Here is a 19218-nt window from a genome sequence, read left to right as displayed (position 1 = left end):
AACAGGACGGGCGCCACCCGGTCGGCTCTACAACAGGTGCGGGCCGTCTTCCAGGACCTGGCGCAGGAACGGCACGGTGATGCGGCGCTGCGCTGCCAGCGATTCGCGGTCCAGCCAGTCCAGCAGGCTGACCAGGCTGCCCAGCTCACGGCCGGTGCGGGTCAGCAACCATTCGATCGCCGCTTCATCAATGGCCAGGCCACGGCGTGCCGCCCGCTCGCGCAGCACCGCCGCACGGCCTTCGTCGTCCAGCGGCTGCAGCACCACGCGCACGCACTGCTGCAGGCGTGAGCGCAGGTCCGGCAACACCAGTCCAAGCTGATCCGGCGCGTGCTGCGCGGTGTAGAGCAGGGTGATCCCCGCCGCGCGCGCGCGGTTGTGGAAATCGAACAGCGCCACTTCGTCTTCGCGCTGCCCGGCCACGGCATCCAGCCCGTCCAGCGCGACCAGGTCACGCCCTTCCAGCGATTCCAACGCGGCGCGGGTGCGCCCGACCACCGCCTTCAGCGGCAGATAGGTCGGCTGGCGGCCGGCCTGTTCGGCCAGCGAGCACATCGCCAGCGCCTGATGGGTCTTGCCGGTGCCCGCCGCGCCTTCCAGATACACCCAGTCGTGCGCAGCGCCCACGGCAATGGCGCGCAGCTGCGCCAGCGCGCCATCCGGCGCACCGATGAAGGTCTCCAGCCGCTCGTCCTGCGGGTAACGCAGGGCAAGCGGCAACTGCGGGACGACACTCACTGCGCGTCCGGCCCCTTCGGGTTGCCCACGATCACGATCTCGGGCTTGTCGACGTAGGCATCGAGCACGATCGCCGACTTCTCACCGGCATACAGGTCACTCTGGCGATAGCGCTGGTGCGCATAGCGCAGCAGCACGTTGCTGACCGCCGCCACCGGCAGCGCCAGCAGCATGCCCAGGAAGCCGAACAGCTGCCCACCGGCCATCACCGCGAAGATCACTGCTACCGGGTGCAGGCCGATCTTGTCGCCGACGATGCGCGGGGTCAGCACATAGCTTTCCAGCAGCTGGCCCACGGTGAACACCACGCCGACCAGGATCAGCAGCTTGAGGTCGAAGCCCTGCGCCTGCACCAGCGCGGCCACCACCGCCATCACGATGCCGGTGGTCGCGCCCAGGTAGGGAATGAAGCTGATCAGGCCGGCCACCAGGCCGATCAACAGGCCCAGCTTGAGGCCGACCAGCGACAGCCCGGCGGCGTACACCACGCCCAGCGCGATCATCACCAGGAACTGGCCACGGATGAAGGCACCCAGCACCTCGTCCGATTCACGCGCCAGGTTGGTGATGGTGCCGACGTGGTTGCGCGGAATCATCGAGGCCACGCGCTCGACCAGCTTGTCCCAGTCCCGCAGGAAGTAGAACGCCAGGATCGGCAGCAGCAGGATGTTGACCCCCCAGGTCACCATCGTGAAGCCCGAGCGCTGCACGTAGCCGAAGAAGGTCTTGGCGAAGCCGCCAGCCTGCTGCCAGTGGCTGCGCACCCACTCGATCAGCCGGTCCGGATCCATCCACTGCATGATCTCCAGCCCGGTCTTCTGCTCGAACCACGGGATGCCGGTCTGCATCAGCCATTGCTGTGCCTGCGGGATCGCCGCCACCAGGGTGGCGATCTGGCGCTCGATCATCGGCACCAGGATCAGCAGGGCGGCGGTGATCAGCAGGATCATCGCGACGAACACCAGCACCACGCCGGTGTTGCGCGAGCGGCCCGTGGCCTCGATCCGATCGACCAGCGGGTCGCCCAGCCAGGCCAGCGCCAGGGCCAGCACGAACGGGGTCAGGATCGGACCGAGCAGCCAGATCACCCAGCCGGCGGCGAGCGCCACCAGCACATACTTCAGCCGCCTGAGGAACTGCGCGATTTCCGCTTCGGGGGTGAGGATCATCGCAGGCGGTACTCGTTGCTGGCCGGCGGCGGCGGGGCGGAGGGGCTGGTCTCATCGATCGGCACCGGCAGCGCCAGCGGCGCGGTCGGCGCGATCACCCCGTTGTCGCCCAGCATGCGGTTCAGCCCGGCCAGGCCGGTGGTCAGTTCCAGCGACAGCTCCAGGCGATCGCCCGAGGCGCGCAGCGGGGTGACGTTGCGGACCACGGCGGTCTCGCGCAGGCCGGCGGCCAGGCGCATGTAATCCTCGGCACTGTTCAGGCCCAGCACCACGATCGTGTAGGTGCCGGCGGCACCGGTGGCGGCACCGGCCTTGGCGTAACGACGCACCAGCGCATCGGCGGCGCCATCGGCACCGCTGGCCATGGCGCGGCGGGCATCGCTGTCCTTGGTGCTCCACTTGTTCAGTTCTTTGCCGCCGTCGACGAACACCCAGTCGGCGACCCAGCCGCTGCCATCGCGGTAGAGCTTGCCGACCAGCTGCATCGGCGGGGCATAGCGCGCCGAGGCGCGGGCCACGGCGGCGGTGTCCTGGCGCCAGATCGCACCGACCAGCGCCTGCTCGGCGGCGCTGCCCGAGGGCAGGCCCAGCTTGTAGCCCCGCTCGATGGCACGGTTGAGCAGCGGGCGGGCCGCGTTGGCCTGCTGGACGGTGACCAGGCGCGGGCCGGAGCCATCGTCGATGGCCAGCCAGATCACCGGCTTCGGCCGGGGCTGCGGCCACAGCGGCAGGCCCAGGGCGGAGATCAGCCCGTCGACGTCATCCTCGCGGAAGCGCGCCACCAGGATCGTGCGGTAGCTCGGCGCGCCACCGGCCGAGGTGCTCTGGTCCTGGCGGTAGTCATAGCTGGCCACGTAGTCCTTGGCGTTGCGCAGCGCCTGCATCACGCCCGGGCGGCTCATCACGCTGCGGTCGCCCGACAGCTTGGCCAGCACATTGCCCAGCGCCCTGGCCAGGGCACCGTTGCGGTCCGAATCGGCCTGGCTGTTGACCGGGACCTCGGCCTCGTAAGCGCCACTGGCGGTGGCCACATCGCCTTCGGTGCGCAGGCCGCTCTGGGCCATCGAGGCCACCGGCAGGCACAACGCGAGGAACATCATGAAAAAGAGGCTGCGGCGCATCAGGACTTCCATTGAGCGTATCCGGGGGGAATTGTTGCCCGAATAGGGCCTGCGCGCCAACGTGGCCTGTTAAAATCGCGCTTTCACCCCAGCGCAGCGCCGACGCCCGTGACCAATTCCCCGTCCAACCCCTCTCCCCTGACCTACCGCGACGCCGGTGTCGATATCGACGCGGGCAACGAGCTGGTCGAGCGCATCAAGCCGCTGGTGAAGCGCAGTTTCCGCCCGGAAGTCATGGGTGGCCTGGGTGGCTTCGGCGCCCTGTTCGACCTCTCCAACAAGTACCGCGAGCCGGTCCTGGTGTCGGGCACGGACGGCGTCGGCACCAAGCTGAAGCTCGCACAACAGCTGGGCCGCCACGACACGATCGGCATCGATCTGGTCGCCATGTGCGTGAACGACGTGCTGGTCCAGGGCGCCGAGCCACTGTTCTTCCTGGATTACTTCGCCACCGGCAAGCTGGACATCGACACCGCGGCGGCGGTCGTGGGCGGCATCGCCAACGGCTGCACCGAAGCCGGTTGCGCGCTGATCGGCGGTGAAACCGCTGAAATGCCGGACATGTATGCCCCGGGCGAGTACGACCTGGCCGGCTTCACCGTCGCCGGCGTCGAGAAGAGCGAACTGAAGGACGGCGCCAGCGTGGCCGCCGGCGACGTGCTGATCGGCATCGCTTCCTCCGGCCCGCACTCCAACGGCTACTCGCTGGTGCGCCGCATCTACGACCGCGCCGGTCAGCCGGCCGAGCTGGAGCTCGACGGCGGGGTCAAGCTGGTCGATGCGCTGATGGCACCGACCCGCCTGTACGTCAAGCCGATCCTGGCGCTGCTGAAGACCCACGGCGCGGCCATCCACGGCATGGCCCACATCACCGGTGGCGGCCTGACCGAGAACATCATCCGCGTGGTGCCCGAGGGCCTGGGCCTGGACATCAAGGCCGATGCCTGGACCCTGCCGCCGGTGTTCCAGTGGCTGCAGAAGGAAGGGGCCGTGGCCGACAGCGAGATGTGGCGCACCTTCAACTGCGGCATCGGCTTCGTGCTGATCGTCGCCGCCGACCAGGTCGCCCCGGTTGCTGCCGCGGTCACCGCGCAGGGCCTGGAGCACTGGACCATCGGTGAAGTGACCCCGGCCGACGGCGCCGACCGCGTCAAGATCGGCTGAGCCGGGTCATGGAGCCCCGCCTGGAGGCCGCAGCCCAACCGCCGTCGCTGCCCATCGCAGCGGCGCCGGCCGTACCGGCCACGGCGGGGGACACCTCGCAGCTGCAGCTGCTGTCGGTCTTCCACTATGTGGTGGCCGGCCTGACCGCCCTGTTCTCGCTGTTCCCGCTGATCTACCTGGTGATGGGGGTGGCGGTGCTCTTTGCCGAGCCGCCGTCGTTGGCGCCCGGTGAGGCGCCGCCGCCGTTCGATCCGCGCCTGCTCGGCTGGGTGTTCGTGCTGATCGGCGGGCTGGGCTGCGCGGCCGGGCTGGTGCTGGCCGGTTACATGGCCTACGCCGGGCGCTGTCTGGCGCAGCGCCGGCGTTACCTGCTGTGCATGGTGGTGGCCGGTATCGCCTGCCTCTTCATGCCGTTCGGCACCGCGCTGGGCGTGTTCACCCTGGTGGTGCTGTCGCGCCCGGCAGTCAGGGCGGCCTTCGAAACCGCATGAGCAGCCGTATCGCCGTACTCGCCTCCGGCCGGGGCAGCAATCTGCAGGCCATCCTTGACGCCATCGCCGCGCAGCAGCTGGATGCCCAGGTCGTCGCCGTGCTCTCGGACAAACCCGACGCCTCGGCGCTGCTCAAGGTCGGCCCGGCCCAGCGCTGGGCGCGCTCGCCCAAGGACTTCCCGGACCGCGCCGCCTTCGATGCGGCGATGGCCGATGCGCTGGACGCGTTCGCCCCGGACTGGATCGTCTGCGCCGGCTACATGCGCATCCTCGGCGCTGCCTTCGTGGCGCGGTTCGATGGCCGCCTGGTCAACATCCATCCCTCGCTGCTGCCGCTGTACAAGGGCCTGCACACACATGCGCGCGCGCTGGAGGCCGGCGATGCCGAGCACGGTGCCAGCGTGCACTTCGTGGTGCCCGAGCTGGACGCCGGTACCGTGCTGGCGCAGGCCCGGGTCCAAGTACAGGCCGGCGACACCGCCGAAGCGCTGGCACTGCGGGTGCTGGCCGTGGAGCATCCGCTGCTGATCGCCAGCCTGGCACTGCTGGTCAGTGGCCGCGTAACTGAACAGGCAGGTCAGCTACAGCTCGATGGTCACCCCCTGTTTAGCCCGCTGCGCCTAGATTGCGCCGGACAGCTGAACCGATAAGCGGCGCGCACACACGCCGCTGATCCCGGCGCTGGCATGCTTCCCCCTCCTCCACCGACCGGCCCGCATGAGAACGCCTTTGTTCAAGCCCGTGCTGCTGATGGCATCCCTGCTGTGCACCGCCGCCCTCGCCCATGCGCAGGAGACGGCCACGCCGCCGCTGCCCGCGTTGCCCGCCATGAACTGGGAGGCGCCGCCGCTGCAGCCGTTCACCGCGACCTACCAGGCCCTCTACAAGGGCAAGCAGGCCGGCGATGCGACCATGCGGGTCACCCACACCGGCGGCGACCAGTGGCGGGTGGACATGCAGGTGGTGGGCCGCAGCGGCTTTGCCAGTGTGCTCGGCCTGAACCTGGAACAGAGCACGGTGTTCGAGAACCGCAACGGCACCTATGTGCCGTTGAGCCAGAGCACGGTCCGCAAGGGCCTGTTCCTGGGCAAGAAGGTGACCGGCACCTACGATTGGCAGGCCGGTACCGCGCAGTGGCTGGGCGATCTGAAGAAGGAACGCCGCCAGCCGATCCCGCTGCAGCCCGGCGACCAGAGCGCACTGCTGCTGAACCTGGCGATCATGCGCGACGCCCGCCCCGGCGGGCAGATGCACTACCGCTATGTGGACGTGGGCCGCGTCCGCCAGCATGACTACCAGGCCGCGCCGGATACCGAGAACGTGCCGGTCGGCGACCTGTCCTACAACGCGCTGCGGGTGTACCGCACCAACGGCGGCAATGACGAAACCATCCTCTGGATCGCCAACGGCGTCCCCACGCCGGTGCGCATCCTGCAACGCGAAGACGGCGAAGATCGGATTGATCTGCGCCTGATCGAATACCAAGGAGTCTGAGCATGACCACACTGAACCGTCCGCTGACCTGGATCGCCGCTGGCGCGCTTGCCGTGGTGAGCCTGCCCGCCATGGCGCTGCAGCCGTTCAAGGCCGATTACCAGGCCAGCTACATGGGCATGCAGGCCAACGGCACCATGACCCTGGCCAGCGAAGGCGCCAACAAGTGGCGCTACAGCCTGAACGTGAAGAACCAGCTGGCCGATCTCAGCCAGACCACCGTGTTCGAAGAAGCCAATGGTCGGCTGCGCCCGCTGACCAGCAACGACCGCTCGGTGCTGCTGGTCAAGAAGCGCAACGTGGACGCCAACTACAACTGGAGCAGCAACCAGGCGACCTGGACCGGCGACGTCAAGCCGGACCGCCGTGGCCCGGTCGCGCTCAAGGCCGGCGACATGGATGCACTGCTGATCAACCTGGCGATCGCGCGCGATCTGGCCGCCGGCAAGCCGCTGAACTACCGCATGGTCGACGAAGGCCGGATCAAGCCGATGTCCTACAAGGTGGTCGGCAAGGAAAAGATCACCGTGGCCGGCAAGTCCTACGACGCGACCAAGGTCTCGCGCGTGGACGGCAACAAGGAACTGATCGCCTGGATCGTGCCGGAATTCCCGGTGCCGGCCCGCCTGCTGCAGCGTGAGGGCGGCAAGGATGCGCTGGACCTGACCATCAAGGGTATGAACTGACCAGGAAAAACGCCCGCTTGCGCGGGCGTTTTTTCATTCCGGCTTTGCCTCGCCGAACACCGTCTTGCAGTCCACCCGGATCTGCTGCCGGGTGTCGCGCCAGTAGTAGGTGCTGCAATGGCGGTTGCCGTCGACGCTCTTGTCCACGCCGACCGCATAGAACGACTGGAACACCTCGGTGCGGCTGACGGTGCCGTCGGCATTCCAGTCCATGTCATCCTGCTGGATGCCCTGGGTGATCGCGATGCCGGCGTACCAGGCATAGCCCAGCCACGCCAGCACGATCAGCACCAGCACCAGCAGCGCCTTGCGGCGGCGGGTGAACCGGCCGCGCAGGATCATGCCGCGACGCGCCGGATGATGGCGCCCAGCGAAGACAGCTTCTCTTCGATGTTCTCGTAGCCGCGGTCCAGGTGGTAGATGCGGTCGATGGTGGTATCACCGGCGGCCATCAGGCCGGCCAGGATCAGCGAGGCCGAGGCGCGCAGATCGGTCGCCATCACCGGCGCGCCGCTGAGCTGCTCGGCGCCGCGCACGATCGCGGTGTGGCCTTCGACCTGGATGTCCGCGCCCAGGCGCAGCAGTTCGTTGACGTGCATGAAACGGTTCTCGAAGATCGTCTCGTTGATCACGCCCACGCCGTCGGCCACGCAGTTGAGCGCCATGAACTGCGCCTGCATGTCGGTCGGGAACGCCGGGTACGGCGCGGTGGTCAGGTTGACCGCACGCGGGCGCTTGCCGCCCATGTCCAGGGTGATGCTGTCTTCGGTGGTCTCGATCTGCGCGCCGGCCTCGACCAGCTTGGACAGTACCGCGTCCATGGTGTTCGGGCGGGCACGGTTGACCGTGACCTTGCCGCCGGTCATCGCCGCGGCCACCAGGAAGGTGCCGGTCTCGATGCGGTCGGGCAACACTTCATGACGGCCACCGGACAGCTTCTCCACGCCCTCGATCACCAGGCGGGCGGTGCCCAGGCCCTCGATCTTCGCGCCGAGCGCGATCAGGCAGTGCGCCAGGTCGGTGACTTCCGGCTCCATCGCCGCGTTGTCCAGCACGGTGGTGCCTTCGGCCAGCACGGCGGCCATCAGCACGTTCTCGGTGCCGGTGACGCTGACCATATCGAAGGTGAAGTGGGCGCCCTTCAGACGCTTGGCCTGGGCCTTGATGAAGCCGTTCTCGACGGTGATCTCCGCACCGAGGGCCTGCAGGCCCTTGATGTGCTGGTCGACCGGACGCGAGCCGATCGCGCAGCCGCCCGGCAGCGACACTTCGGCCGCGCCGAAGCGGGCCAGCAGCGGGCCGAGCACCAGGATCGAGGCACGCATGGTCTTGACCAGCTCGTACGGGGCCACGTGCTGGTCCACCGACCGCGGGTCGACCACGATCGCGCTGCCGCGCGACAGCGTGCCCTGGTCGATGGTGACCTTGGCGCCCAGCTCACCGAGCAGCTTCACGGTGGTGACCACGTCGTGCAGGTGCGGCACGTTGGTGATCTCCACCGGCGCATCGGCCAGCAGGGTGGCGCACAGGATGGGGAGGACAGCGTTCTTGGCGCCGGAAATGTTCACTTCACCGTGCAGCGGCTTGCCGCCGGTCACTACGATCTTGGCCATGGAATCTACTTGGGGTGAGGTAGAGCCGACCGTTGGTCGGCTGGATGGGTCTGGGTAGAGCCGACCACGGGTCGGCTGAAACGATAACCGTAAGGGGTACTCCGGTATCAACCGGCAGCTTCGGCCTGGGTGACCGTCTTCAGCGCCAGCGCATGGATCGCCCCGCCCATCAGATCGCCCAGGGTCGCGTAGACCATGCGGTGGCGCGCCAGCGGCATCTTGCCGGCAAAGGCGTCACAGACCACGGTGGCCTCGAAGTGCACCCCGTCGTCACCCTGCACGTCCGCGCGGGCGCCAGGCAGGCCGGTTTCGATCAGATTGCGGATGGTCTCGGCGTCCAACGGGCTTTCCTAATAAAATGAGCGCTCATTCTACTCTTCCACGTGGCGCTCGCATGGCTGTCTCGCCCCAACTCCCCCATCCGGCCGATGCTGCGGCCCTGGTCGCCAGTGGCCGCCGCGTGTTCGAGATCGAGCGCGATGCGCTGGGCGCCGTCGCCGAACGGCTGGGCGAGGCGTTCAGCCAGGCCTGCCATCTGATGCTGGGCAGCAAGGGCCGCGTGGTTGCCACCGGGATGGGCAAATCCGGCCATGTGGCCCGCAAGATCGCCGCCACCCTGGCCTCGACCGGCACCCCGGCCTTCTACGTACACCCCGGTGAAGCCGGCCACGGCGACCTGGGCATGATCACCGAAGCCGACGTGGTGCTGGCGCTGTCCTATTCGGGCGAATCCGACGAACTGCTGATGCTGCTGCCGGTGCTCAAGCGCCAGGGCAACCGCCTGATCGCGATGACCGGCCGCCCGCAGTCCAGCCTGGCCACCGCCGCCGATGTACATCTGGATGTCAGCGTGCCGGCCGAGGCCTGCCCGCTGGCGCTGGCCCCCACCTCCAGCACCACCGCCTCGTTGGCCATGGGCGATGCGCTGGCCGTGGCCCTGCTCGATGCCCGCGGCTTCACCGCCGACGATTTCGCCCGCTCGCACCCGGCCGGCAGCCTCGGCCGCCGCCTGCTGCTGCACATCACCGATGTGATGCACAGCGGCGATGAGCTGCCGCGCGTGGATGTCGGCGCCAGCCTGAGCGAGGCCCTGGTGGAGATGAGCCGCAAGCGCCTGGGCATGACCGCCGTGGTGGATGCGGACAACCACCTCATCGGGCTGTTCACCGACGGCGATCTGCGCCGTGCGCTGGATACCGACCTGGACGTGCGCAGCGCGCGGATCGCCGATGTGATGACCCGTGGCCCGCGCACGATCGGTGCCGACCAGCTGGCGGCCGAGGCGGCGCAGCTGATGGAAGCCCACAAGATCAACGGCTTGATGGTGGTCGATGCGCAGGGCCACTTGGTCGGCGCGCTCAACATTCATGACCTGTTGCGGGCCCGGGTGGTTTAAACCACAGTTGCCTTCCTCCATTCAGCTGAGCTGCCCCCAGACGATGCCCTACTCCCCGTTGCCCGGTTTCCCGTCCCACCTGCATGCCGCCGCCGGCCGTATCCGGCTGGCCTGCTTCGACGTGGACGGCACGCTCACCGACGGTCGGCTCTACTACGACAAGGACGGCAACGAGAGCAAGGCGTATTACGTGCAGGACGGACTCGGCCTGAAACTGCTGCAACACCACGGTATCCACCCGGTGCTGATCACCGCGCGCAACAGCCAGTCCGCGCTCAGGCGCGGTGCGGACCTGGGCATCGATACCCAGATCGCGGTCGGCGACAAGCTGGCCAGCGTCAAGGCGCTGTGCGGGCAGCACGGCATCGGCCTGGACCAGGTGGCCTTCATGGGCGACGACCTGCCGGATCTCGCCCCGCTGTGCGCGGTCGGCCTGGCGGTCGCCCCGGCCAATGCCCACCCGTGGATCGCCGAACGCGTGCATTGGCAGACCCGCAGCGACGGCGGCCAGGGCGCGGCGCGTGAACTGTGCGATGTGCTGCTGGCCGCGCAGGGCCATGTGGACGCGGTGCTGGCGAGGTTCGGCGCATGAACGTGCGTACCGCCATCGGCGGCCTGCTGCTGGTCGCCGCGCTGCTGACCGGCTGGTTGGCCCTGCACCATCGCGACAAGGCCCCGGCGGCCGAGGGCGAGGATGCGACCAAGGATTACGTGCTGCACGATTTCCAGATCGTGGCACTGGACGAGCAGGGCAAGGAATCCACCACCCTGCGCGCGCCGCTGCTGGAACGTGCGCGCAGCGATGAAACGATGACCCTGACCACCCCGGTGTTCCTGCTGCCCGACCAGGATGGGAATCACTGGGAAATGCGCGGCGACAGCGGCTGGGTCAGCGCCAAGGGCGACCAGCTCAAGCTCATCGGCAATGTCAGCGGCGACAGCCCCAAGGTCGCCGGCGTTGTGCCCACCACCTTCCGCACCGATCACCTGGACGTGTTCCCGAACGAGAACCGGGCCAGGACCGATGCCCGGGTCACCATGACCCGCCCGGGCCTGTCGCAGACAGGTGTCGGCTTTGAAGCCGACATGAAAACCCGGCAGTACAAACTCCTTTCACAGGTCAAGACCCGCTATGAACCGAACGCTGCCCGCTAAGCTCGCGCTGCTCGCCCTGCTGCTGCCCGGCGTGGCGCTGGCCAAGTCGTCCGATCGCAACCAGCCGATGAACCTGGAATCCAACAGCAACGACTGCAACCTGACCGATGATGCGGGCAAGTGCACGTTCACCGGCAACGTGGTGATCACCCAGGGCACTCTGGTGATCCACGCCGCCAACGCCGACCTGTTCCGCAAGAACGGCGACATCGAACGCGTCGTGCTGACCGGCAAGCAGGCCACGCTGGCGCAGGAAATGGATGACGGCTCCAAGATGAACGCCTGGGCCGACAACATGGATTACAACGTCAACAGCGAAGTGATCATCCTCACCGGCAACTACAAGGTCGAGTCGCCGCGTGGCACCAACAGCGGCCAGAAGATGACCTACAACACCCGCACCGGCAACATGCAGAGCGGTGGCGACGGCACCCGCGTGCGCACCGTGATCCAGCCCAAGAACAAGGGCGCCGCGCCGGCGACCCCGGCCGCCAAGCCGGCCACGCCTGCGGCCAAGCCCGCCACCCCGCCCGCCGCCGGGAGCAAGAAGTAATGCTCGTCGCCAAAGGCCTGCGCAAGCGCTACAAGCAGCGTGAAGTCGTCAAGGATTTCGGGCTGACCCTGGACGCCGGTGAGGTGGTCGGCCTGCTCGGCCCCAACGGCGCCGGCAAGACCACCTGCTTCTACATGATCGTCGGCCTGGTCGAGACCGACGCCGGCAGCATCGTGCTGGACGGCAAGGACATCACCAGCGACCCGATGTACACCCGCGCCAAGCAGGGCGTGGGCTACCTGCCGCAGGAACCCTCGGTGTTCCGCAAGCTGACCGTGGCCGACAACCTGCGCCTGGTGCTGGAACTGCGTGACGACCTGGACAAGGCCGGCCGCGAAAAGGAACTGGCCAGCCTGCTGGACGAGCTGCAGATCAACCACGTGGCCGACCAGCTCGGCGCCAGTCTCTCCGGCGGTGAGCGCCGCCGCTGTGAGATCGCCCGCGCGCTGGCCGCCAAGCCGCGCCTGATCCTGCTCGATGAACCCTTCGCCGGCGTCGACCCGATCTCGGTCGGTGAAATCCAGCGCATCGTCACCCACCTCAAGCAGCGCGGGATCGGGGTGCTGATCACCGACCACAATGTCCGCGAAACCTTGGGAATCTGCGACCGCGCGTATATCCTCAACGAGGGCAGCGTGCTGGCACAGGGCGCGCCGGACGAGATCCTGGCCAACGCCGACGTCCGCCGCGTCTACCTTGGGGACACCTTCAAGCTCTGATCCAGCGGCCGCCGCAACGCCTTCCTTCCGTTCGGCACAGGCATGAAAGCACGGCTGCAGACATCGATGGGGCAACACCTGGTCATGACGCCGCAGCTGCGTCAGGCGATCAAGCTGTTGCAGATGTCCAGCGCCGAGCTGGAGCTGGAGATCAACGAGGCGGTGGAGACCAACCCGCTGCTGGACTGGGCCGAGAACGCCGAACCGGCGCTCGAGGCCAGCCCGGGCGAGGACAGTCCCCCGCCCGCCCCCACCGATACCCACGCCGACGGCGAGCACCATGTCTCCGCTGGCGACGAGTGGTCGCCCGGCGATGGCGACTGGACCAGCGGCAGCAGCGGCGGCTCCTTCGACGATGACGACAACGGCAGCGCCGCCGAGCGCGTGGCCGAGACCGAGTCGCTGGCCGACCACCTGCTCTGGCAGCTGCATCTGTCGCACCTGTCGGCCCGCGACCGCAGCATCGGCGCCGCCCTGATCGATGCCTTCGAAGACGACGGTTACCTGCGCGAGCCGCTCACGGCCATCGCCGAGACCCTGCGCCCGGCGATCCAGGCCGACGAGGCGGAAATCCTGACCGTCCTGCACCAGATCCAGCGCTTCGACCCGGTCGGGGTCGGTGCACGCAGCCTGGGCGAATGCCTGGACCTGCAACTGCTGGTGCTGCCCGCCGACACCCCCGGCCTGGCGCTGGCCCGGCGCATCGCCGAGGGCCCGCTGGAACGCCTGCCACGCAGCGGCGTGGCCGGCATCGCCCACGAACTGCGCGAGCCGGTGGCCGAGGTCGAGGTCGCCGTGCAGCTGCTGCGCTCGCTGGACCCGCGCCCGGGCACCCAGATCGGCGAGCTCTCCCACGACAGCTATGTGGTGCCTGACTGCGTGGTCTGGCGCCAGAACGGCGTCTGGCGCGCGGCCCTGGCCGGTCACGCCGGGCCCCGGGTGGTCATCCATCGCGGCTACGAGCAGATGATCCGCCGCTGCGGGGAGGCCGACGCCGGTTACATGCGCGCCCACCTGCAGGAGGCGCGCTGGCTGCTCAAGGGCCTGGAGGCCCGTGGCGAGACCCTGCTGCGGGTGATGCGCTGCCTGCTCGACCAGCAGGCCGCGTTCCTGGAGTTCGGCGAACAGGCCCTGCGCCCGCTGACCCTGCGTGAAGTGGCCGGCGAGCTCGGCCTGCACGAATCGACCATTTCCCGGGCGATCGCCCGCAAGTACGTGCGCACCCCGCGCGGCACCCTGCCTCTGCGCGCGTTCTTCGCTTCCGGCATCGATACCGACAGCGGCGGCGAGGCCTCCAGTACCGCCATCCAGGCCATGCTGCGCCGCCTGATCGATGACGAGAACCCGCGCAAGCCGCTTTCTGACGCCAAGCTGGCTGACCTGCTCAAGACCTCCGGAATACCGGTGGCGCGACGCACCGTGGCGAAGTATCGTGAAGCCATGAACATTTCCGCCTCGCACGAAAGGGTAAGAATCGTCTGACGCTCCGCCGCGCCCGGCGGGAAGGTTCATTGGCACATCCGAACAAAGGAGAAACCCGATGCACATCGAGACGTTTGGCAAGGACCACCTTGAGATCACCCCGGCTCTGAACGAGTACGTGGAGACCAAGCTGGAACGGCTGGGGAAGCATTTCGACCAGCACTGCGAGGTCCGCGTGCAGCTGTCGATCCGCAAGCCGGAGCACCATGCCGATGCGAGTGTGAATGTTCCCGGGCAGACTCTGCACGCGGACGCCAGCGGCCCCACGATGTACGCCGCGATCGACATCCTGGCCGACAAGCTCGACCGCCTGGTCATCAAGCACAAAGAGAAAAAGCAGCAGCACGCACCGCAACCGCTGCCGGTGGGCGACAATGAGGGCTGATGCCCTCGTTTCCACCCCGACATGCCTCTGACTGATCTTCTGGCGGCCGTCCGCACGCAAGTGCTGCCGGCCGCCGATCGCGACAGCGTGCTGAAGGCCGCGGCCCGCCTGCTGGCCTGCCGCGAAGCCAACGCCGAGCTGCTGTACCAGAACCTGTGCCAGCGCGAGACGCTGGGCAGTACCGCGATCGGCCATGGCATCGCCATCCCGCACGGCCGTGCCCCCCTGCTGGAACGCCCCCGCGGCGCGCTGCTGCGGTTGGAATCGCCGGTCGAGTTCGGCGGCGATGAACCGGTCGACCTGGTCTTCGCCATTGCCGTGCCTGCGCACTACACCCATCAACACCTGATGCTGCTGTCCGAGCTGGCCGAGCTGTTCTCCGAGCCGGCCATCCGCCAGGCGCTGCGCGAAGCGCGCGACGGCGACGCGCTGCGTCGGGTCATCGAATTTCCCCCGCCGGCGAGTGCCGCATGAATACCAGCATCACCGCGCGCGAACTGTTCGAACAGCAGCGCGACCGCCTGAGCCTGCGCTGGGTCGCCGGCCAGCAGGGCGAGCGCCGTGAGCTGGAGGCTGGCAACAAGGTGTCCCGCCGTCCCTCGCTGGCCGGGTACCTCAATGCGATCTACCCCAACAAGGTGCAGATCCTGGGGACCGAGGAGCTGTCCTGGCTGGACTCGCTGGACTCGCGCCAGCGCTGGGAGACCATCGAGCGGATCATGCAGTCGCATCCGCTGGCGCTGGTGATCACCCGCAACCAGTCGTGCCCGGAAGACCTGCGTGCGGCCGCGGACGAATCGCAGACCCCGCTGTGGATCTCGCCCAAGCGCGGCCACGAGCTGCTCAACCACCTCTCCTACCACCTGGCGCGCACGCTGGCGCCGCGGGTGATCCTGCATGGCGTGTTCATGGAGATCTATTCCATCGGCGTGCTGATCACCGGTGAAGCCGGCTCGGGCAAGAGCGAGCTGGCGCTGGAGCTGCTCAGCCGCGGGCACCGCCTGGTGGCCGATGATGCCCCTGAATTCACCCAGATCGCCCCGGACGTGCTCGACGGCACCTGCCCCGAGCTGCTGCAGGACCTGCTGGAAGTGCGCGGCCTGGGCGTGCTCAACGTGCGCGAGATGTTCGGCGACACGGCTGTAAAGAAGAACAAGTATCTTCGGCTGATCGTGCACCTGACCAAGCCGATGACCGAGCCCACCCCCTACGGCTATGAACGCCTGACCGGCGACTCGGGTACCCGCCACGTGCTGGACCTGGATGTGCCGCTGATCACCCTGCCGGTGATGCCCGGCCGCAACCTGGCCGTGCTGACCGAAGCCGCCACGCGCCTGCACATCCTGCGGACCAAGGGCATCGACCCGGCCGCGATGTTCATCGCCCGCCACAGCAACATGTTGGAACGCCGCACGCCATGAACACCCCCGCCCCCGCCTCCGCCCCGACCGCCGCCACCCTGATCATCGTCAGTGGGCTGTCCGGTTCCGGCAAGACGGTCGCGCTGAAGACCTTCGAAGACCTCGACTATTACTGCTCGGACAACCTGCCGATCAACCTGCTGCCGGATTTCGTGCGCAGCCTGCTCGGCGACCCCGGCCGCGAGGCCCCGCGCCGGCTGGCGGTGGGCATCGACGTGCGCGCGCAGAGCGACCTGACCCAACTGTCGCACTGGCGCGAAGATGCCAAGGCGGCCGGCCTGGATGCGCAGCTGCTGTTCTTCGATGCCACCGATGAAAGCCTGCTCAAGCGCTACGCCGATACCCGTCGCCGCCATCCGCTGAGCCAGCTCGGGCTGTCCCTGCCCGAAGCGATCGCCCGCGAACGCGAACTCACCGCCCCGCTGCGCCGCGCGGCCGACGCGGTGATCGACACCACCAGCCTCAACGTGCACCAGCTGCGCCGCAAGGTAGTCACCGAGTTCGCCCTGGCCCACGGCAACAAGCTGTCGCTGCTGTTCGAATCCTTCGCCTACAAGCGCGGCGTGCCGGCCGAAGCCGACTTCGTATTCGACGTGCGCGTGCTGCCCAACCCGCACTGGGACCCGGAGCTGCGTCCGCTGTCCGGTCGCGATGCCGGCGTGCGCGAGCATCTGGACGAACAGCCCGATGTGCAGCGCTATGCCGCGCAGCTGGTCGATTTCCTCGACACCTGGCTGCCGCGGCTGGGCAATGACACCCGCAGCTACGTGACGGTCGCCTTCGGCTGCACCGGCGGCAAGCACCGCTCGGTCTACATGGCCGAGCGCATGGCCCGGCATGCCCGCGATCAAGGCTGGCCGGAAGTGGCGACCTTCCACCGCGAACTGGACTGAAAACGGCAATGTCGGCGGTGGCTGGCAGGCCCGTCGACCGGGCATGGCCCCCGGCCTGATCCGCCCATGGGGCGACGGACCCCGTCGCCCTGTCCTGGCCCGACAGGGGACAGGTCATCGGCACGCTGAACCGCGGAACACAGCAGTCTTTCACGCGTGCTATCGCCAATTCATCTTGACCTGTTAACGTTCGGGAATGACCTGTGGCATTCTCCTCGTAACTCATCCCGGTGTCGGCACGGCCCTGCTGGACGTGGCGACACGGCTGCTGCGGCACCTGCCGCTGAAGACCGAAGCTTTCGAAGTACCGTTCGACGCAGATATGGACGCCTTGCTCCCGCTCGCCTCGGCCGCCTTGCGCCGGGTGGACAGCGGCCAGGGCGTGCTGATCCTGACCGACCTGTACGGCGCCAGCCCCAGCAATCTGGCCGGGCAACTGGCTCGTCTGGGCACCCCGGCACGCCGGGTTTCGGCGCTGAGCCTGCCGATGTTGATGCGGGTGATGAATTATCCGGAACAGGGACTGGATCAACTGCCTGCCACAGCCGCGGCAGGCACTCGCAATGGAGCGATTGTCGACGATGCTTGAACGTGAACTCACCGTATCCAACCGCCTGGGCCTGCATGCCCGCGCCACTGCCAAGCTGGTGCAGGAGCTGGCGCCCTTCCGCTGCAACGTGACCATGGCCGCCAAGGGCCGTGAGATCAACGCCAAGAGCATCATGGGCGTCATGCTGCTGGCCGCCGGCCAGGGCACTCCGGTCACCGTACGCATCGACGGCGAGGACGAAGCCGCCGCGATGGACGCGGTGGTGGCCCTGTTCGAACGGCGCTTCGACGAGGACAACTGAGCATGGGGGGGCAACCGCGACCGGGATCCTCCGCACCGGCCCGGACCGCGTCCGGGGCGATGCTGTTGTCCGGCCACGGTGCCTCGCGCGGCAATGCCCTGGGCCGCGCCCGGGTGCGCCTGCCGCACGCCCTGGAAGTCGCCGAACAGCGCATTCCGCCGGCCAGGATCGAGGCCGAACTGGAGCGCCTGCACGTGGCCGTGGACGCGGCCCGCGGCGAAATGCACGACCTGCGCCAGCGCCTGCATGGCGCCCTCAACCAGGAAGTCGGCGAGTTCCTCGACCTGCATGCCCTGCTGCTGGATGACCCCGAGCTGCTGTTCGGGCTGGACGAGCTGATCCGCAGTGGCCCGTACAGCGCCGGCTACGCCTTGCGCGTGCAGCGCGACCGCCTGGCCAAGGTCTTCGATGGCATGGACGATGCCTACCTGAAGAGCCGCATGGACGATCTGGACCATGTGATCGGGCGCATCCATGCCTTCCTGCAGAAACGCCCGCCGGACGTCAAAGGCATGGCCGGTGAAATCCTGATCTGCGACAACATCGCCCCTTCCGAGCTGGCCCAGCTGCAGGCCCACGGCGTGGTCGGCATCGTCACCGCCGGTGGCAGCGCGCTCTCGCACAGCGCGATCCTGGCGCGAAGCCTGCACCTGCCGTTGATCGTCAACGTCCCGAACGTGCTGCAGAAGGTCGCCGACGGCGACGTGCTGATCATGGATGGCAGCGACGGCACGGTCACCATCAACCCGCAGGCACCGGACCTGCGCGATTACCGCGTACGGCTGCGCGAGCATGCGCGCGAACAGCGCGAACTCGGCCGCCTGCGCACCAAGCCCAGCCGCACCCGCGACAATGTCGACATCGCCCTGCTCGCCAATGCCGAGTCCAGCGAAGACGTCACCCAGGCGCATGCGCTGGGCGCGCACGGGCTGGGCCTGTACCGCACCGAATTCCTGTTCCTGCAGCGCAACGAGCTGCCCGACGAGCAGGAACAGTTCGAGACCTACCGCGATGCCGCGCTCGGCATGAGCGGGCGGCCGGTCACCATCCGCACCCTGGACCTGGGCGCGGACAAGGCCGACCGCACCGGGCTGACCCTGAGCAACGAAGAGAACCCGGCCCTGGGCCTGCGTGGCGTGCGCCTGTCGCTGGCGCGGCCGAAAGTGGCCGATACCCAGCTGCGCGCGATCCTGCGCGCCTCGGCGTACGGCAAGCTGCGCATCCTGATCCCGATGGTGAGCACCCGCGAAGAAATCCTCGCGGTCCGCCGGCGCCTGGCCAAGCAGGCCGACCTGCTGCGCGCCGAAGGCCATGAGGTCGCCGAGCACATCCCGTTCGGCGCGATGATCGAAGTGCCCGCCGCGGCGATCGCGCTGGAGAGCTTCATCGATCTGGTCGACTTCCTTTCGATCGGCACCAACGACCTGGTCCAGTACCTGCTCGCCGCCGACCGCAACAACGAGGCCGTGGGCGAACTGTATTCGCCGCTGCACCCGGCGGTGGTACGCCTGCTGGCGCATATCCTGCGCACCGGCCAGGCCTACAACATCCCGGTGGCGGTCTGCGGCGAGATCGCCGGCGACCCGCTGATGACGCGCCTGCTGCTGGCGCTGGGGCTGACGGAGTTCAGCCTGCACCCGGGCACCCTGCTGGAAGTGCGCCGTGCGGTGCGCGACAGTGACCTGTCCGTGCTGCAGGCGATGGCCCCCAAACTGCTGCAGGCACGCGACCGCCGTGGCATCGAACGCTGGATCGAGAAGGCGAGCCAGGCGTGACCGTGCGTCATCGACGACGGCGATGACCTACCGGATTGACATGTAAGCGCGCGATAATGACGCGGTGACCACCGCCCATGCCGCATCCTCTACCGGATAGCGGCCTTTTCTT

The 19218-nt window shown here is 68.2% G+C and carries 24 protein-coding genes; 18 read left to right on the top strand and 6 right to left on the bottom strand.

The window, feature by feature from the left end:
• Nucleotides 1-27 precede the first annotated feature (27 nt).
• From hda to AC07WC_RS02955, 3 genes are read right to left on the bottom strand one after another with little or no spacing between them, the layout of a single operon-like run.
• A complete protein-coding gene (gene hda / locus AC07WC_RS02965) occupies nucleotides 28-738 on the bottom strand; it encodes a DnaA regulatory inactivator Hda (RefSeq protein ID WP_495208672.1) in 711 nt (236 codons plus the stop codon).
• Complete coding sequence (locus tag AC07WC_RS02960; protein WP_495208671.1) at nucleotides 735-1907, bottom strand: AI-2E family transporter; 1173 nt, start codon at nucleotides 1905-1907, stop codon at nucleotides 735-737. Before AC07WC_RS02960 ends, hda begins: the two co-directional genes overlap by 4 nt.
• Nucleotides 1904-3028 carry a DUF2066 domain-containing protein gene (locus AC07WC_RS02955; protein WP_495208670.1) on the bottom strand — a complete coding sequence of 375 codons (1125 nt, stop codon included), beginning with the start codon at nucleotides 3026-3028 and terminating at the stop codon, nucleotides 1904-1906. The genes AC07WC_RS02960 and AC07WC_RS02955 overlap by 4 nt, the downstream gene beginning before the upstream one ends.
• 138 nt (nucleotides 3029-3166) lie before the next feature.
• On the opposite strand from AC07WC_RS02955, the gene purM reads away from it, so the two are divergent.
• The 5 genes from purM to AC07WC_RS02930 all read left to right on the top strand — a co-directional run bounded on the left by purM (nucleotide 3167) and on the right by AC07WC_RS02930 (nucleotide 6863).
• Entirely contained in the window at nucleotides 3167-4192 is a 1026-nt protein-coding gene (gene purM / locus AC07WC_RS02950; protein ID WP_495208771.1) for a phosphoribosylformylglycinamidine cyclo-ligase, read from the top strand.
• An 8-nt stretch (nucleotides 4193-4200) separates the two neighbouring features.
• Nucleotides 4201-4683: a hypothetical protein gene (locus AC07WC_RS02945; protein WP_495208669.1), complete on the top strand. Its 483-nt coding sequence runs from the start codon at nucleotides 4201-4203 to the stop codon at nucleotides 4681-4683.
• Nucleotides 4680-5333 (top strand): phosphoribosylglycinamide formyltransferase, encoded by a 654-nt coding sequence (gene purN, locus AC07WC_RS02940; RefSeq protein WP_495208668.1) that lies wholly within the window; start codon nucleotides 4680-4682, stop codon nucleotides 5331-5333. Before AC07WC_RS02945 ends, purN begins: the two co-directional genes overlap by 4 nt.
• A 67-nt stretch (nucleotides 5334-5400) precedes the next feature.
• Nucleotides 5401-6177: a DUF3108 domain-containing protein gene (locus tag AC07WC_RS02935; protein ID WP_495208667.1), complete on the top strand. Its 777-nt coding sequence runs from the start codon at nucleotides 5401-5403 to the stop codon at nucleotides 6175-6177.
• 2 nt (nucleotides 6178-6179) lie between these two features.
• On the top strand, nucleotides 6180-6863 hold the full coding sequence (locus AC07WC_RS02930; RefSeq protein ID WP_495208666.1) for a DUF3108 domain-containing protein: 684 nt from the start codon (nucleotides 6180-6182) through the stop codon (nucleotides 6861-6863).
• Nucleotides 6864-6896: 33 nt separating this feature from the next.
• On the opposite strand, the gene AC07WC_RS02925 is transcribed toward AC07WC_RS02930, so the two are convergent.
• The 3 genes from AC07WC_RS02925 to AC07WC_RS02915 form a co-directional block, all read right to left on the bottom strand.
• Nucleotides 6897-7205 (bottom strand): EF-hand domain-containing protein, encoded by a 309-nt coding sequence (locus tag AC07WC_RS02925; RefSeq protein WP_495208665.1) that lies wholly within the window; start codon nucleotides 7203-7205, stop codon nucleotides 6897-6899.
• A complete protein-coding gene (gene murA / locus AC07WC_RS02920) occupies nucleotides 7202-8476 on the bottom strand; it encodes a UDP-N-acetylglucosamine 1-carboxyvinyltransferase (protein ID WP_495208664.1) in 1275 nt (424 codons plus the stop codon). Before murA ends, AC07WC_RS02925 begins: the two co-directional genes overlap by 4 nt.
• A 107-nt stretch (nucleotides 8477-8583) precedes the next feature.
• Complete coding sequence (locus AC07WC_RS02915) at nucleotides 8584-8817, bottom strand: BolA family protein (RefSeq protein WP_495208663.1); 234 nt, start codon at nucleotides 8815-8817, stop codon at nucleotides 8584-8586.
• A gap of 53 nt (nucleotides 8818-8870) precedes the next feature.
• Between AC07WC_RS02915 and AC07WC_RS02910 the strand changes: the two genes are divergently transcribed.
• The 13 genes from AC07WC_RS02910 to ptsP all read left to right on the top strand — a co-directional run bounded on the left by AC07WC_RS02910 (nucleotide 8871) and on the right by ptsP (nucleotide 19106).
• Nucleotides 8871-9872 (top strand): KpsF/GutQ family sugar-phosphate isomerase, encoded by a 1002-nt coding sequence (locus AC07WC_RS02910; RefSeq protein ID WP_495208662.1) that lies wholly within the window; start codon nucleotides 8871-8873, stop codon nucleotides 9870-9872.
• A 43-nt stretch (nucleotides 9873-9915) separates the two neighbouring features.
• A complete protein-coding gene (locus tag AC07WC_RS02905) occupies nucleotides 9916-10464 on the top strand; it encodes a KdsC family phosphatase (RefSeq protein WP_495208661.1) in 549 nt (182 codons plus the stop codon).
• Nucleotides 10461-11027 (top strand): LPS export ABC transporter periplasmic protein LptC, encoded by a 567-nt coding sequence (gene lptC, locus AC07WC_RS02900; protein ID WP_495208660.1) that lies wholly within the window; start codon nucleotides 10461-10463, stop codon nucleotides 11025-11027. The genes AC07WC_RS02905 and lptC overlap by 4 nt, the downstream gene beginning before the upstream one ends.
• Nucleotides 11005-11580, top strand: coding sequence for a lipopolysaccharide transport periplasmic protein LptA (gene lptA / locus AC07WC_RS02895; RefSeq protein ID WP_495208659.1), 576 nt, complete (start codon nucleotides 11005-11007; stop codon nucleotides 11578-11580). The genes lptC and lptA overlap by 23 nt, the downstream gene beginning before the upstream one ends.
• A complete protein-coding gene (gene lptB, locus AC07WC_RS02890; RefSeq protein ID WP_495208658.1) occupies nucleotides 11580-12299 on the top strand; it encodes an LPS export ABC transporter ATP-binding protein in 720 nt (239 codons plus the stop codon). Before lptA ends, lptB begins: the two co-directional genes overlap by 1 nt.
• A 42-nt stretch (nucleotides 12300-12341) precedes the next feature.
• Entirely contained in the window at nucleotides 12342-13781 is a 1440-nt protein-coding gene (locus tag AC07WC_RS02885; protein WP_495208657.1) for an RNA polymerase factor sigma-54, read from the top strand.
• Nucleotides 13782-13839: 58 nt separating this feature from the next.
• Nucleotides 13840-14166, top strand: a complete 327-nt coding sequence (gene hpf, locus AC07WC_RS02880) for a ribosome hibernation-promoting factor, HPF/YfiA family (RefSeq protein ID WP_259261257.1) — start codon at nucleotides 13840-13842, stop codon at nucleotides 14164-14166.
• Between the two features lie 21 nt (nucleotides 14167-14187).
• The gene (locus tag AC07WC_RS02875; protein WP_088432825.1) at nucleotides 14188-14640 is read left to right on the top strand and encodes a PTS sugar transporter subunit IIA; all 453 of its coding nucleotides are present in this window, start codon (nucleotides 14188-14190) and stop codon (nucleotides 14638-14640) included.
• Nucleotides 14637-15587: an HPr(Ser) kinase/phosphatase gene (gene hprK, locus AC07WC_RS02870; RefSeq protein WP_019185403.1), complete on the top strand. Its 951-nt coding sequence runs from the start codon at nucleotides 14637-14639 to the stop codon at nucleotides 15585-15587. Before AC07WC_RS02875 ends, hprK begins: the two co-directional genes overlap by 4 nt.
• Nucleotides 15584-16480, top strand: coding sequence for an RNase adapter RapZ (rapZ, locus tag AC07WC_RS02865; protein ID WP_495208656.1), 897 nt, complete (start codon nucleotides 15584-15586; stop codon nucleotides 16478-16480). Before hprK ends, rapZ begins: the two co-directional genes overlap by 4 nt.
• A gap of 196 nt (nucleotides 16481-16676) precedes the next feature.
• The gene (locus AC07WC_RS02860) at nucleotides 16677-17069 is read left to right on the top strand and encodes a PTS sugar transporter subunit IIA (protein ID WP_495208655.1); all 393 of its coding nucleotides are present in this window, start codon (nucleotides 16677-16679) and stop codon (nucleotides 17067-17069) included.
• Nucleotides 17062-17331 (top strand): HPr family phosphocarrier protein, encoded by a 270-nt coding sequence (locus tag AC07WC_RS02855; RefSeq protein ID WP_019185400.1) that lies wholly within the window; start codon nucleotides 17062-17064, stop codon nucleotides 17329-17331. The genes AC07WC_RS02860 and AC07WC_RS02855 overlap by 8 nt, the downstream gene beginning before the upstream one ends.
• 59 nt (nucleotides 17332-17390) lie before the next feature.
• Nucleotides 17391-19106 carry a phosphoenolpyruvate--protein phosphotransferase gene (ptsP, locus tag AC07WC_RS02850; RefSeq protein ID WP_495208654.1) on the top strand — a complete coding sequence of 572 codons (1716 nt, stop codon included), beginning with the start codon at nucleotides 17391-17393 and terminating at the stop codon, nucleotides 19104-19106.
• Nucleotides 19107-19218: the final 112 nt, after the last annotated feature.

The sequence above is a fragment of the Stenotrophomonas sp. GW821-FHT01H02A genome (genome assembly GCF_059422145.1).
The sequence above is the reverse complement of the archived record's forward strand: the minus strand, read 5'-3'. Positions and strand labels throughout refer to the sequence as shown.

Coding starts and splice junctions, on each gene's coding strand:
- AC07WC_RS02935 (WP_495208667.1), top strand. CDS start 5,401: ATGAGAACGCCTTTGTTCAAGCCCGTGCTGCTGATGGCATCCCTGCTG.
- AC07WC_RS02955 (WP_495208670.1), bottom strand. CDS start 3,028: ATGCGCCGCAGCCTCTTTTTCATGATGTTCCTCGCGTTGTGCCTGCCG.
- AC07WC_RS02860 (WP_495208655.1), top strand. CDS start 16,677: ATGACCTGTGGCATTCTCCTCGTAACTCATCCCGGTGTCGGCACGGCC.
- hpf (WP_259261257.1), top strand. CDS start 13,840: ATGCACATCGAGACGTTTGGCAAGGACCACCTTGAGATCACCCCGGCT.
- AC07WC_RS02875 (WP_088432825.1), top strand. CDS start 14,188: ATGCCTCTGACTGATCTTCTGGCGGCCGTCCGCACGCAAGTGCTGCCG.
- lptC (WP_495208660.1), top strand. CDS start 10,461: ATGAACGTGCGTACCGCCATCGGCGGCCTGCTGCTGGTCGCCGCGCTG.
- AC07WC_RS02925 (WP_495208665.1), bottom strand. CDS start 7,205: ATGATCCTGCGCGGCCGGTTCACCCGCCGCCGCAAGGCGCTGCTGGTG.
- AC07WC_RS02930 (WP_495208666.1), top strand. CDS start 6,180: ATGACCACACTGAACCGTCCGCTGACCTGGATCGCCGCTGGCGCGCTT.
- murA (WP_495208664.1), bottom strand. CDS start 8,476: ATGGCCAAGATCGTAGTGACCGGCGGCAAGCCGCTGCACGGTGAAGTG.
- rapZ (WP_495208656.1), top strand. CDS start 15,584: ATGAACACCCCCGCCCCCGCCTCCGCCCCGACCGCCGCCACCCTGATC.
- AC07WC_RS02960 (WP_495208671.1), bottom strand. CDS start 1,907: ATGATCCTCACCCCCGAAGCGGAAATCGCGCAGTTCCTCAGGCGGCTG.
- AC07WC_RS02885 (WP_495208657.1), top strand. CDS start 12,342: ATGAAAGCACGGCTGCAGACATCGATGGGGCAACACCTGGTCATGACG.
- ptsP (WP_495208654.1), top strand. CDS start 17,391: ATGCTGTTGTCCGGCCACGGTGCCTCGCGCGGCAATGCCCTGGGCCGC.
- AC07WC_RS02905 (WP_495208661.1), top strand. CDS start 9,916: ATGCCCTACTCCCCGTTGCCCGGTTTCCCGTCCCACCTGCATGCCGCC.
- lptB (WP_495208658.1), top strand. CDS start 11,580: ATGCTCGTCGCCAAAGGCCTGCGCAAGCGCTACAAGCAGCGTGAAGTC.
- lptA (WP_495208659.1), top strand. CDS start 11,005: ATGAACCGAACGCTGCCCGCTAAGCTCGCGCTGCTCGCCCTGCTGCTG.
- AC07WC_RS02945 (WP_495208669.1), top strand. CDS start 4,201: ATGGAGCCCCGCCTGGAGGCCGCAGCCCAACCGCCGTCGCTGCCCATC.
- hprK (WP_019185403.1), top strand. CDS start 14,637: ATGAATACCAGCATCACCGCGCGCGAACTGTTCGAACAGCAGCGCGAC.
- AC07WC_RS02855 (WP_019185400.1), top strand. CDS start 17,062: ATGCTTGAACGTGAACTCACCGTATCCAACCGCCTGGGCCTGCATGCC.
- AC07WC_RS02910 (WP_495208662.1), top strand. CDS start 8,871: ATGGCTGTCTCGCCCCAACTCCCCCATCCGGCCGATGCTGCGGCCCTG.
- purN (WP_495208668.1), top strand. CDS start 4,680: ATGAGCAGCCGTATCGCCGTACTCGCCTCCGGCCGGGGCAGCAATCTG.